This window comes from Pseudomonas sp. NFACC16-2, from assembly GCF_900119205.1.
Taxonomy (GTDB): Bacteria; Pseudomonadota; Gammaproteobacteria; order Pseudomonadales; family Pseudomonadaceae; genus Aquipseudomonas; species Aquipseudomonas fluorescens_Q.
Genome location: NZ_FPIX01000007.1, coordinates 13,013 through 25,736, shown reverse-complemented (window position 1 = coordinate 25,736; position 12,724 = coordinate 13,013). Strand labels below are relative to the sequence as shown.

Annotated in this window: 9 protein-coding genes; all 9 read left to right on the top strand. The window is 62.4% G+C overall.

All coding sequences use genetic code 11. The features are described from left to right. Nucleotides 1-380 precede the first annotated feature (380 nt). The 9 genes from BT116_RS08390 to mdtD all read left to right on the top strand — a co-directional run bounded on the left by BT116_RS08390 (nucleotide 381) and on the right by mdtD (nucleotide 12,723). On the top strand, nucleotides 381-1,328 hold the full coding sequence (locus BT116_RS08390) for a choline ABC transporter substrate-binding protein (protein ID WP_072342200.1): 948 nt from the start codon (nucleotides 381-383) through the stop codon (nucleotides 1,326-1,328). Between the two features lie 71 nt (nucleotides 1,329-1,399). Next, complete coding sequence (gene choW / locus BT116_RS08385; protein ID WP_072342197.1) at nucleotides 1,400-2,245, top strand: choline ABC transporter permease subunit; 846 nt, start codon at nucleotides 1,400-1,402, stop codon at nucleotides 2,243-2,245. Further along, complete coding sequence (gene choV / locus BT116_RS08380) at nucleotides 2,242-3,420, top strand: choline ABC transporter ATP-binding protein (RefSeq protein WP_072342194.1); 1,179 nt, start codon at nucleotides 2,242-2,244, stop codon at nucleotides 3,418-3,420. Before choW ends, choV begins: the two co-directional genes overlap by 4 nt. A 491-nt stretch (nucleotides 3,421-3,911) precedes the next feature. After that, nucleotides 3,912-4,532: a transcriptional regulator BetI gene (betI, locus tag BT116_RS08375; RefSeq protein ID WP_072342191.1), complete on the top strand. Its 621-nt coding sequence runs from the start codon at nucleotides 3,912-3,914 to the stop codon at nucleotides 4,530-4,532. A gap of 79 nt (nucleotides 4,533-4,611) precedes the next feature. Next, nucleotides 4,612-6,084, top strand: a complete 1,473-nt coding sequence (gene betB, locus BT116_RS08370) for a betaine-aldehyde dehydrogenase (protein ID WP_072342188.1) — start codon at nucleotides 4,612-4,614, stop codon at nucleotides 6,082-6,084. Nucleotides 6,085-6,315: 231 nt separating this feature from the next. Continuing rightward, on the top strand, nucleotides 6,316-8,019 hold the full coding sequence (gene betA, locus BT116_RS08365; protein ID WP_072342185.1) for a choline dehydrogenase: 1,704 nt from the start codon (nucleotides 6,316-6,318) through the stop codon (nucleotides 8,017-8,019). Between the two features lie 284 nt (nucleotides 8,020-8,303). Further along, nucleotides 8,304-9,746 carry a TldD/PmbA family protein gene (locus BT116_RS08355; RefSeq protein WP_072342179.1) on the top strand — a complete coding sequence of 481 codons (1,443 nt, stop codon included), beginning with the start codon at nucleotides 8,304-8,306 and terminating at the stop codon, nucleotides 9,744-9,746. Continuing rightward, nucleotides 9,746-11,083 carry a TldD/PmbA family protein gene (locus BT116_RS08350; RefSeq protein ID WP_072342176.1) on the top strand — a complete coding sequence of 446 codons (1,338 nt, stop codon included), beginning with the start codon at nucleotides 9,746-9,748 and terminating at the stop codon, nucleotides 11,081-11,083. The genes BT116_RS08355 and BT116_RS08350 overlap by 1 nt, the downstream gene beginning before the upstream one ends. 212 nt (nucleotides 11,084-11,295) lie before the next feature. Further along, complete coding sequence (mdtD, locus tag BT116_RS08345) at nucleotides 11,296-12,723, top strand: multidrug transporter subunit MdtD (RefSeq protein WP_072342173.1); 1,428 nt, start codon at nucleotides 11,296-11,298, stop codon at nucleotides 12,721-12,723. Nucleotide 12,724 lies beyond the last annotated feature (1 nt).

The window sequence follows — 12,724 nt, the reverse complement described above, 5'->3', positions numbered from 1 at the left end:
CGGTGACGGAGCTGCTACGCTCAACGCCGGGATGGCCGCATCATCCGGTTTTTGCCTTGGGGCCCGACGTCTGACACCGACGCAATCATGCCCAGCAACGCCGTCCCGTCCCGGCCCCGGTTTTGCGCCGTTTTTCTGCGTATCAGAGGCCCGCCAGGGGCGGAAAAAATCTGTAAACGACGTCACCGACACTGGATGCGACCCTCCCTGTACTGGATACGACCCACCCTGTAGGCGTCAGATTTGCACTGGTACATGATCGGTTACGGCTCGTTTGCAAGGCCGCGTGTCAGAGAGTGCCCACGCGCCACCAACCGCAACATCCAATAAGCGCGGTTGTCCTGACCGGACACCGCCGATAAAACACCAGGAGTCCACCCATGAAAGGTTCCACATCGTTGTTGTTGGCCGCCATGCTGAGTCTTCCGATGCTGGCCAACGCTGCTGAACCCGAACAGTGCAGCACCGTCAATTTCTCCGATGTCGGCTGGACCGACATCACCGTGACCACCGCCACCACCAGCGTGGTACTCGATGCGTTGGGCTACAAGACCAAGACCACGATGATTTCCGTACCGGTGACCTACAAGTCCCTGGCCGATGGCAAGAACATGGATGTGTTCCTCGGCAACTGGATGCCGACCATGGAAAACGACATCAAGGCCTATCGCGATGCCGGGACCGTGGAAACCGTTCGCACCAACCTCAAGGGTGCCAAGTACACCCTCGCCGTGCCTCAGGCTTTGTATGACAAAGGCCTGCACGACTTCGCCGATATCCCCAAATTCAAGAAAGAGCTGGACGGCAAGATCTACGGGATCGAGCCCGGCAACGACGGCAACCGCCTGATCCAGAGCATGATCGAAAAGAACGCCTTCGGCCTGAAGGACGCGGGCTTCAAAGTCGTCGAGTCGAGTGAAGCCGGCATGCTCTCGCAGGTCGACCGTGCCTCCAAGCGTGGCACCGACGTGGTGTTCCTCGGCTGGGCGCCACATCCAATGAACACCCGCTTCAAGATCCAGTACCTGACCGGCGGCGACGACTTCTTCGGCCCCGACTTCGGTGCCGCAACCGTGGCGACCAACACCCGCAAGGGCTACAGCCAGGAATGCAGCAACGTTGGCCAGCTGTTGAAAAACCTGGAGTTCACCGTCGACATGGAAAGCACGCTGATGGGCAACGTGCTCGACGACAAGATGAAGCCGGAGGCTGCCGCCAAGGCCTGGCTGAAGAAAAATCCACAGGTACTCGATACCTGGTTGGCTGGCGTGACCACCATTGACGGTAAACCTGGCCTGGACGCCGTGAAAGCCAAGCTTGCGCAGTAACTGCTTATGTTATGCCGGGCGGGTTCACCCGCCCGGGCTGTTTATTCCCTTGCATGCGGACGTTCACTACCATGCTCATTGATCAGAAAATACCCTTGGGCCAGTACATCGCCGGCTTTGTCGAATGGTTGACGCAAAACGGCGCCAGCACCTTCGACGCCATCGCGCTGTTCCTGGAAACGATGATTCACGGCGTGACGTTTGCGCTGACCTGGTTCAACCCCCTGGCCCTTATTGGCCTCATCGCCCTGCTGGCGCATTTCATCCAGCGTAAATGGGGCCTGACCGTATTCGTCATCGCGTCCTTCCTGCTGATTCTCAACCTGGGTTACTGGCAGGAAACCATGGAAACCCTCGCCCAGGTGATGTTCGCCACCCTGGTCTGCGTACTGATCGGCGTGCCGCTGGGCATTGTTGCCGCGCACAAGCCGATGTTCTACACCCTGATGCGTCCGGTGCTCGATCTGATGCAGACCGTACCGACCTTCGTTTACCTCATTCCTACCCTGACCCTCTTCGGGCTGGGTGTGGTCCCAGGCCTGATCTCCACGGTGGTGTTCGCGATTGCCGCGCCCATCCGCCTGACCTACCTGGGCATCCGCGACGTACCGGACGAACTGATGGACGCCGGCAAAGCCTTCGGCTGCTCCCGTCGCCAGCTCCTGTCGCGTATTGAACTGCCCCATGCGATGCCCAGCATCGCGGCCGGTATCACCCAGTGCATCATGCTGTCGTTGTCGATGGTGGTGATCGCCGCGCTGGTCGGTGCCGACGGCCTGGGCAAACCCGTGGTCAACGCACTGAACACCGCTGATATCGCCCTGGGCTTCGAAGCCGGCCTGGCGATCGTATTGCTGGCGATCATGCTCGACCGAATCTGCAAACAGCCCGACGCTAAAGTAGGGGGTGACGCATGAGCATCATTCGTTTCGAAGACGTCGATGTTATTTTCTCCAACCGTCCCAAGGCCGCGCTGGACCTGCTGGACAAAGGTTTTTCGCGCCCGGAGATCCTGCAGCAGACCGGCCTGATCGTCGGTGTGGAAAAAGCCAGCCTGTCCATCGAGAAGGGTGAGATCTGCGTCCTGATGGGCCTTTCCGGCTCCGGCAAATCCAGCCTGCTGCGCTGCATCAACGGCTTGAACACCGTCAGTCGTGGCAAGTTGTTCGTCGAGCATGAAGGACGGCAGATCGACATCGCCTCCTGCTCCCCTGCCGAACTGAAGATGATGCGCACCAAGCGCATCGCCATGGTGTTCCAGAAGTTCGCCCTGATGCCCTGGCTGACGGTGCGCGAGAACATCAGCTTCGGCCTGGAAATGCAGGGCCGTCCCGAGAAGGAACGGCGCAAGCTAGTGGATGAAAAACTCGAGCTGGTGGGCCTGACCCAGTGGCGCAACAAGAAGCCCGACGAGCTGTCCGGCGGTATGCAACAACGGGTCGGCCTGGCCCGCGCCCTGGCGATGGACGCCGACATCCTGCTGATGGACGAACCGTTCTCCGCCCTCGACCCGCTGATCCGCCAGGGTTTGCAGGACGAACTGCTGGAACTGCAACGCAAACTGCAAAAGACCATCGTGTTCGTCAGCCATGACCTGGACGAAGCCCTGAAGCTGGGCAGCCGGATCGCGATCATGAAGGACGGCAAGATCATCCAGTACAGCAAGCCGGAAGAGATCGTGCTGAACCCGGCGGACGATTATGTGCGCACGTTCGTCGCCCATACCAACCCGCTCAACGTACTCTGCGGTCGCAGCCTGATGCGCACCCTGGACAACTGCAAGCGCATCAACGGTTCGGTGTGCCTGGACCCCGGTGGCGACTCCTGGCTCGACCTGGCCGAAGGCAACACCATCAAGGGCGCCCGGCAGAACGGCGCGGCCCTGGACCTGCAAAACTGGGTGCCAGGCCAGGCCGTCGAAGAACTGGGCCGCCGCCCGACGCTGGTGGACTCCAACATCGGCATGCGCGACGCCTTGCAGATCCGCTACCAGACCGGCAACAAACTGGTGCTCCACGATAACCAGCAAGTCGTCGGCATCCTGGGCGACAGCGAGCTGTACCACGCACTGCTGGGCAAGAACCTGGGCTAAGCCTGCACACGAAAACGCCGCGAGATGATCGCGGCGTTTTTGTTTGTGCATTTACTGACTACTGACTACTGACAAGCTTGACCTGAAATACAGTTGTGGCGAGGGGATTTATCCCCGCTGGGCTGCGAAGCAGCCCCAAAAGCCAGGTGTCTCGGTGTGTCAGACAACATGAGGTCGCCGCTTTTGGGGCTGCTGTGCAGCCCAACGGGGATAAATCCCCTCGCCACAACAGTATTCCAGCTACCAATGGGCGTTAGGCCTCCACACCAGCCGACGAGTGTTATAAAGACATCCCGAAAAAGTCCTCGCCCCGCACAGCGGGTTGCCCATGTGCCTTCAAGCGCCCTTTACACATGGAAATCCGACAGACAGCGACGACTTGTCATAGAACCTGTTTTTTGTTGATTGAACGTTCAATCAAAACAAAATAGACTGGCTTTCACTCCGGCAGACGACATTCGTGCGCCGGATGGCCTAAGGAGATGTGCTAGATGCCCAAGGTCGGTATGCAACCCATCCGCCGCCAACAACTGATCGAAGCCACGTTGCAAGCGGTCGATCAAGTCGGCATGGGGGACGCCAGCATTGCGCTGATCGCCCGTCTGGCTGGTGTCTCCAACGGCATCATCAGTCACTACTTTCAGGACAAGAACGGCCTGATCGCGGCCACGGCCCAGTACCTGATGACTGTCCTGAGCGAAAACGTCACCGCACGCCGCCAGGCGCTGGAGGACACCAGCCCGCGGGCTCACCTCAAGGTGATCATCGAAGGCAACTTCGACGCCAGCCAGGTCAATGGCCCGGCAATGAAAACCTGGCTGGCCTTCTGGGCCACCAGCATGCACCACCCGTCTTTGCACAGGTTGCAGCGGATCAACGATCACCGCCTGTATTCCAACCTGTGTAGCCAGTTCCGCCGCGTGTTGCCTGTCGATCAGGCGCGCAGCGCAGCAAGGGGCCTGGCCGCGTTGATTGACGGTTTGTGGCTGCGCGGAGCGCTGTCGGGAGACGCGTTCGATACCGCCCAGGCGCACCAGATCGCTTACGAATACATGGATTTCCAACTGACCAAGGCAGGGGCACCAGAGCACACAGAACCGCTCGACTCCTGAACCCCCACCGCAGCGCGTAGTCAGCTATAAACGACACGCTCGGTGGCCAGCCAACCACTCATGCACTTGCGAGGACTTTATGGCCCGTTTCGAACTGCAAAAACTCTACATCGATGGCGCGTACAGCGATGCCAGCGGCGACGCCACTTTCGAAGCCATCAACCCGGCCAACGGTGAAGTACTCGCCCTGGTGCAGCGCGCAACGTTCGAGGACGTCGAGCGCGCCGTGGTCAGCGCCGAAAAGGGCCAGAAAGTCTGGGCCGCCATGACCGCGATGCAGCGCTCGCGCATCCTGCGTCGCGCCGTGGACATCCTGCGCGAGCGCAACGATGAGCTGGCCGCCCTGGAAACCCTGGACACCGGCAAAGCCTACTCCGAGACCCGCTACGTCGACATCGTCACCGGTGCCGATGTGCTGGAATACTACGCCGGCCTGGTGCCCGCTATCGAAGGCGAGCAGATCCCGTTGCGCGACACGTCATTCGTCTACACCCGCCGCGAGCCCCTGGGCGTGGTAGCCGGTATCGGCGCGTGGAACTACCCGATCCAGATCGCCCTGTGGAAATCCGCACCGGCCCTGGCAGCCGGTAACGCGATGATCTTCAAACCGAGCGAAGTCACCTCGCTGACCACCTTGAAACTGGCCGAGATCTATACCGAAGCCGGCGTTCCGCCAGGCGTCTTCAACGTCCTGACCGGCAGCGGCCGTGAAGTCGGCACCTGGCTGACCGAGCACCCGCGCATCGAGAAAGTCTCCTTCACCGGCGGCACCGACACTGGCAAGAAAGTCATGGCCAGCGCCTCGAGTTCTTCGCTCAAGGACGTGACCATGGAACTGGGCGGCAAGTCGCCGCTGATCATCTTCGACGACGCCGACCTGGATCGCGCCGCAGACACCGCGATGATGGCCAACTTCTACAGCTCCGGCCAGGTCTGCACCAACGGCACTCGCGTGTTCGTGCCGAGCCACCTCAAGGCCGCCTTCGAAGCCAAGATCGCCGAGCGCGTGGCGCGCATCCGCATCGGTAACCCAGAGGACGAAAACACCAACTTCGGCCCGTTGGTGAGCTTCGCCCACATGGAAAGCGTGCTGGGCTACATCGAGAAAGGCAAAGCCGAAGGCGCGCGCCTGCTGTGCGGCGGCAGTCGCCTGACCGACGGTGAATTGGCCAAGGGCGCTTTCGTCGCCCCGACCGTGTTCACCGATTGCACCGACGAGATGACCATCGTGCGTGAAGAAATCTTCGGCCCGGTGATGAGCATCCTCACTTATGAAACCGAAGAAGAAGTGATCCGCCGCGCCAACGACACCGACTTCGGCCTGGCCGCCGGCGTCGTCACCCGCGACCTGAACCGCGCCCACCGCGTGATCCACCAGCTCGAAGCCGGTATCTGCTGGATCAACGCCTGGGGTGAGTCCGACGCCAAGATGCCGGTGGGTGGCTACAAGCAATCGGGCGTGGGCCGGGAGAACGGCATCAGCTCGCTGAACAACTTCACGCGCATCAAATCGGTACAGGTCGAGTTGGGCGATTACGCCTCAGTGTTCTGATTGGACATGAGGCCTTGAGTGAACGCTGTTGTGGCGAGGGGATTTAGCGAAACGTCGCACCGCCCCGTGGGGCTGCGTAGCAGCCCCTCCCAAGGCCGCCCATTCTTCAGACAAACCCAGTCGCTGATTTACGACTGCTGCGCAGCCGAACGGGGATAAATCCCCTCGCCACAGGTTATGTGGCGTCAAGGCAACCGCGACCTGAACCCAATTCAAAAGAGGGTGCATTTCATGTCCCAAGAATTCGATTACATCATCATTGGCGCCGGCTCGGCCGGTAACACCCTGGCCACCCGCCTGACCGAAGACGAAGGCGTCACCGTCCTGCTGCTCGAAGCCGGCGGCCCGGACTATCGCCTCGACTTCCGCACGCAAATGCCCGCCGCCCTGGCGTTCCCGCTGCAAGGCCGGCGCTACAACTGGGCCTACGAGACCGACCCGGAGCCGCACATGAACGGCCGCCGCATGGAGTGCGGTCGAGGCAAGGGCCTGGGCGGTTCTTCGCTGATCAACGGCATGTGCTACATCCGCGGCAACGCCCTGGACTATGACAACTGGGCAAAACTGCCTGGCCTCGAGGACTGGACGTACCTGGACTGCCTGCCCTACTTCAGGAAAGCGGAGACCCGGGACATCGGCCCGAACGATTACCACGGCGGCGACGGTCCGGTCAGCGTGACCACGCCCAAGGCCGGCAACAACCCGTTGTTCCACGCCATGGTCGAGGCTGGCGTACAGGCCGGTTATCCGCGTACCGAAGACCTCAACGGCTACCAGCAGGAAGGCTTCGGCCCGATGGACCGTACCGTCACCCCCAATGGCCGTCGTGCCAGTACCGCTCGTGGTTACCTCGACGTGGCCAAGAAGCGTTCGACCCTGACCATCGTCACCCACGCCCTGACCGACAAGATCCTGTTCGAAGACAAGCGTGCGGTCGGCGTGCGTTACCTGGTGGGCGCCGCCGAAGAGCGCGTCGAAGCCCGGGCGCGCAAGGAAGTGCTGCTGTGCTCCGGCGCCATCGCTTCGCCACAGATCCTGCAACGCTCTGGCGTCGGTCCGGCCAAGTTGCTGCAGAGCCTCGACATCCCGGTGGTCCACGACCTGCCGGGTGTCGGCGAAAACCTCCAGGATCACCTCGAGTTGTACCTGCAATACGCCTGCACCCAACCGGTCTCGCTGTACCCGTCGCTGCTCTGGTACAACCAGCCGGCCATCGGTGCCGAGTGGCTGTTCAACGGCACCGGTATCGGCGCCAGCAACCAGTTCGAAGCCGGCGGTTTCATCCGCACCCGCCCGGAATTCGATTGGCCGAACATCCAGTACCACTTCTTGCCGGTGGCGATTAACTACAACGGCAGCAACGGCGTGAAGGAACACGGCTTCCAGGCGCACATGGGCTCGATGCGTTCGCCAAGCCGCGGTCGGATCCAGGCCAAGTCCAAGGACCCACGCCAGCACCCGAGCATCCTGTTCAACTACATGGCGACCGAGCAGGACTGGCAGGAATTTCGCGATGGCATTCGCCTGACCCGCGAGATCATGCAACAGCCGGCGCTCGATCCGTTTCGTGGCCGCGAGATCAGCCCGGGCATCGAGGTGCAGACGGACGAGCAGTTGGACCAGTTCATCCGCGAACACGCCGAAACCGCGTTCCACCCGTCCTGCTCATGCAAGATGGGCACCGACGACATGGCGGTGGTGGACGGCGAAGGCCGCGTGCATGGCCTGCAAGGGCTGCGCGTGGTGGATGCCTCGATCATGCCGATCATCACCACCGGCAACCTGAACGCGCCGACGATCATGATCGCCGAGAAAATCGCCGACAAGATCCGGGGTCGCAAGCCCCTGCCACGCAGCACCGCTCCGTACTACGTGGCCGGCGACGCCCCCGTGCGCGGCAAGCCGATGCGGGAAGTGGGGCCTATGGCCCAGTAAGACTCACGCTCGCGTGGATAAAGATCGTTCCCACGCTCTGCGTGGGAATGCATCCCGTGACGCTCTGCGTCACATCCCAAAGGCGGAACGCAGAGCGTCCCTGGCAGCATTCCCACGCAGAGCGTGGGAACGATCTCCACAGCCGCATTCTGCTCGCGATGGCGCTCGACCAGGCCCGCAAACTCCCATCTGTCTTGATCCCACCCCCACCCCAGGCCTAATCTAGAGCCGCCGCGTCAAATCACCGCACTGCGCCGCACCCTCGCTCCAGACAAGGAGGTTCCATGTTCGACTTCCACCCCCAGCTCAAGCAGCGTTTTGCTGCCTTGCGCACGGGCGCTGAATTCTTTTCCCTGCGTTACGTGCGCGAGTCCGGCCAGCATTTGTCGGTGCGCAAGAATGTCGCCGAACCGCCCAGCCTGGGCCGTGATGAAGGGGCGATGCTCACGGTGCGGGTCAACGGGGTCGAGGCGTATGCCGCTACCAACGACCTGTCCCAGGCCGGCCTGCAAGCGGCATTGGAGCGCGCCGAGCAACAGGCCCGCCGGCTCAAGCCCCACGCCCTGCTGGACCTGCGCGAGCAAGCGGTGTCCAGCGACCGCGCCGATTACTTCTCGCCGAATTTCGACCAGGCCTTCCCACCACTGAGCGATTGCTACCAATTGCTCGGCGACGAGTCAGCCGCAGTGCCTCAGGACGAGCGCCTGGTGAACTGGCAAGCCAGCATCGGCCTGACCCAGGTCGAGCAGATCTACCTCAACAGTGCCGGCGCTGAATTGCGCCAGGCCCAACGTTTCATCTACCCAGCCCTGGAAGTCACCGCCTTCGACGGCAACGACAGCCAGACCCGCACCCTGGGCCGGGAAAATTTCGGCCAGCAAGGCAGCTTCGATGTGATCAGCCGCAGCGGCCTGATCGGCGCCGGGCTGAAAATCGCTGACCAGGCCCTGCAACTGCTGCTGGCACCGAACACCCCGCAAGGCCCCCGCGACCTGCTGCTGATGCCGGACCAGATGATGTTGCAAATCCACGAATCCATCGGCCATCCGCTGGAACTGGACCGCATCCTCGGGGACGAGCGCAATTACGCCGGCACCAGCTTCGTCAAGACCAGCGACTTCGGACACCTGCAATACGGCTCCAACCTCTTGAACGTGACCTTCGACCCGAACATTCCCGAAGAACTGGCCAGCTACAGCCATGACGACGATGGCAGCGCCGCCAGCAAACAGTTCCTGATTCGTGAAGGCCTGCTGCTGCGTCCACTGGGCGGCGCACTGTCGCAATTCCGTGCTGGCCTGGACGGTGTCGCCAACAGCCGCGCCTGCGGCTGGAATCGCCCGCCCATCGACCGCATGGCCAACCTGAACATCGAACCCGGCGACCAATCCCTGGAACAACTGATCCAAGGCACCGAGCACGGGGTGCTGATGCGCACCAACCGCTCCTGGTCCATCGACGACGCCCGCAACAAATTCCAGTTCGGCTGCGAATGGGGCCAGTTGATCGAGAACGGCGAGCTCAAGGGCGTGGTGAAGAACCCCAACTACCGGGGCATTTCCGCGCAATTCTGGAAGAGCCTGCGCGCCGTGGGCGATGCCAGCACCTTCCAGGTCCTGGGCACGCCGAACTGTGGCAAGGGCGAACCGAACCAGGTCATCCGCGTCGGCCATGCCTCGCCGGCCTGCGTGTTCAGCAACGTTGATGTGTTTGGGGGAGATGCCTGATGAGCACTGTCAAGAATCAGGCCGAGGCATTCAAGGCGTTGGTCGACTGGCTGCGCGATGCCCTGCACACGCCAGAACAGTTCACCCTTGGCTACGCCGCCGAGTCCTCGGCCTTCGTGCGTTTCAACCATGGCAAGGTCCGCCAGGCCGGCCAGGTGCAGCAAGCCAATGTCAGCTTCAAACTGATCGACGACGGACGCCACGCCGACTTGCAGATCACCTTGTCCGGCGAAGCCGAGACGGATTTGCAACGCCTGGCCGAAGGCCTGCAACAACTGCGTGAAACCCTGCCGCTGCTGCCCCGCGATCCGTACCTGCTGCTCAACCACAACCACTGGCAGAGCCACAACGTACAGGACCATCCGTTGCCGGACACCGAGCAGGCCGTGGCCGAAATCAGCCGCGCCGCCGAAGGCCTGGACCTGGTGGGGTTCTACGCCGCCGGACCCATCAGTCGAGGCTTCGCCAGTTCTGCGGGGGCGTTCGGCTGGCACCAGGCCAACAGCTTCAACTTCGATTTCAGCCTGTTCCATGAAAACGGCCAGGCCGTGAAAGCCAGTTACGCCGGGCATGAATGGAGCAGTGACGGATTTGCCCGGCGCTTCGAACAGGCCCGCGAGCAACTGGCGTTTCTCGGCCTGCCGTTGCGCACGTTGCCGCCCGGCGAATACCGCGCCTACCTGGCGCCGGCCGCCCTGGAAGAGATCATGGGCATGCTCAGTTGGGGTGGGTTCTCGGCCCGGGCGATTGCCAGCAAGCAGAGCCCGTTGCAGAAGTTCTACGCCAACGAAGCAAGCTTGAGCCCCAACGTGTGGCTGAGCGAGCAGGTCAGCGGCTCCTTGAGCCCGGCGTTTTCCGACGAAGGTTATCCCCGCGATGACCTGGGGCTGATCGCCAAGGGCACGGCCAATGCGCAGTTGGTCAACTCCCGCAGCGCCGCTGAATACGGCCTCGCCGCCAACGGCGCCAGCAGCTACGAATACCCTACGGCGCTGGACATGCGGGCCGGACAGCTGGAGCAAAAACACATCCTCGAACAACTCGGCACCGGGCTGTACATCAGCAACCTCTGGTACCTGAATTACTCGGACCAGCCGGCGGCACGCCTGACCGGCATGACCCGCTTCGCCACGTTCTGGGTCGAGAACGGCCAGATTGTCGCGCCAGTCAGCACCATGCGCTTCGACGACAGCGTCTACAGCCTGCTCGGCTCGCAACTCGAAGGCCTGACCCGAGAGCGGGAACTGCTGCTCTCGGCCAGCACCTACAGCCAGCGGGCCACGGCCTCGATGTTGTTGCCAGGGGCGCTGGTCAAGCGGTTGACCTTGACGTTGTAAACCCAACCCTACGCACACCCGTGAAGGGGGTTACTTGTGGCGAGGGGATTTATCCCCGCTGGGTTGCGAAGCGACCCCAAAAAGCTTGATGTGATCAGCTTGAGTCACTGAGCTGACAGATCGGGGGGGCTGCTTCGCAGCCCAGCGGGGATAAATCCCCTCGCCACAACAGCGGCACCTGTTCCTGATCAACACGCCATACAAGAGGTCCCATGCCCAACCGTGCACCGCTCGACGCCGTCACCGCCCGCTGGCTTCCGTGGGTGGTGGCGATCGCCTTCTTCATGCAGTCCCTGGACGGGACCATCCTCAACACCGCCCTGCCCGCCATGGCCAGCGACCTTGCGGAAAACCCGCTGCGCATGCAAGGCGTGATCATTGCCTACATGCTCACCGTGGCGTTGCTGATCCCGGCCTCGGGCTGGATCGCCGACCGCTTCGGCACCAAGAAGATTTTCTTCGGGGCGATCCTGCTGTTCAGCTTCGGCTCGTTACTGTGCGCCTTGTCCAGTTCGTTGAGCATGCTGATCGGCGCCCGGGTCATCCAGGGCCTGGGCGGTGCGCTGATGCTGCCGGTGGGCAGGCTGGTGGTGCTGCGGGCGTATCCGCGCTCGGAACTGGTGCGGATCATGGGCTTCATCACCATCCCCGGCCTGCTCGGCCCGCTGATCGGCCCGACCATGGGCGGTTGGATGGTGGAGTACCTGACCTGGCACTGGATCTTCATCATCAACCTGCCGGTGGGCGTGATCGGCTGTTATGCGGTGTGGAAGTTCATCCCCGACCTGCGGGGCAGCGAGCGCACGCGGTTCGATGGGTTGGGGTTCCTGCTGTTCGGTGCGGCGATGGTGCTGATCACCATTGCCATGGAAGGCCTGGGTGAGCTGCACCTGCCGCACCTGCGCGTGATGTTGCTGCTGTTCGGCGGCATGGCCTGCCTGGCGGCCTATTGGCTGCGGGCCGGGCACGTGGAAAACGCGCTGTTCCCGCCGTCGCTGTTCAAGACCCGGACCTTTGCCGTGGGCATTCTTGGCAACCTGTTCGCGCGCCTGGGCAGCGGCGCCCTGCCGTTCCTGGTGCCGTTGCTGCTGCAAGTCGCCCTGGGCTATTCACCATCCCAGGCTGGCATGAGCATGCTGCCCCTGGCGGCGGCGGCCATGGTCGCCAAGTCCGTGGCCCGGCCGCTGATCGAACGCCTGGGCTATCGCATCGTCCTGACCGGCAACACCCTGGCCCTGGGCCTGATGCTGGCGAGCATGGGCCTGGTCAGCGAACAGACGCCGTACTGGCTGCTGCTGGCGCAACTGGCAGTGCTGGGCGCGATCAACTCGCTGCAATTCACCGCGATGAACACCGTGACCCTGATCGACCTGGACGACGCCAGCGCCAGCAGCGGCAACAGCCTGCTGTCGGTGGTGGCGCAGCTGTCCCTGAGCCTCGGCGTGGCCTGCGCCGGCGCCCTGCTCGGCGGCTTTACCGCCCAGGTGGGTAACGACGGGGTCGATACCGTGCTGGGCGCGTTCCAGCTGACCTTCGTAACGGTGGGGATCATGGCGATGCTGGCGGCGACGATTTTTTCCCAGTTGTCCAGGCAGGATGGCCGGCGGCAGAAACGTCACGACGAGCATATCGAGCACTAAG

Bases quoted from the DNA above. Each gene is read 5' to 3' on its own strand.
- BT116_RS08390 (WP_072342200.1), top strand. From the start codon at position 381: ATGAAAGGTTCCACATCGTTGTTGTTGGCCGCCATGCTGAGTCTTCCG.
- choW (WP_072342197.1), top strand. From the start codon at position 1,400: ATGCTCATTGATCAGAAAATACCCTTGGGCCAGTACATCGCCGGCTTT.
- choV (WP_072342194.1), top strand. From the start codon at position 2,242: ATGAGCATCATTCGTTTCGAAGACGTCGATGTTATTTTCTCCAACCGT.
- betI (WP_072342191.1), top strand. From the start codon at position 3,912: ATGCCCAAGGTCGGTATGCAACCCATCCGCCGCCAACAACTGATCGAA.
- betB (WP_072342188.1), top strand. From the start codon at position 4,612: ATGGCCCGTTTCGAACTGCAAAAACTCTACATCGATGGCGCGTACAGC.
- betA (WP_072342185.1), top strand. From the start codon at position 6,316: ATGTCCCAAGAATTCGATTACATCATCATTGGCGCCGGCTCGGCCGGT.
- BT116_RS08355 (WP_072342179.1), top strand. From the start codon at position 8,304: ATGTTCGACTTCCACCCCCAGCTCAAGCAGCGTTTTGCTGCCTTGCGC.
- BT116_RS08350 (WP_072342176.1), top strand. From the start codon at position 9,746: ATGAGCACTGTCAAGAATCAGGCCGAGGCATTCAAGGCGTTGGTCGAC.
- mdtD (WP_072342173.1), top strand. From the start codon at position 11,296: ATGCCCAACCGTGCACCGCTCGACGCCGTCACCGCCCGCTGGCTTCCG.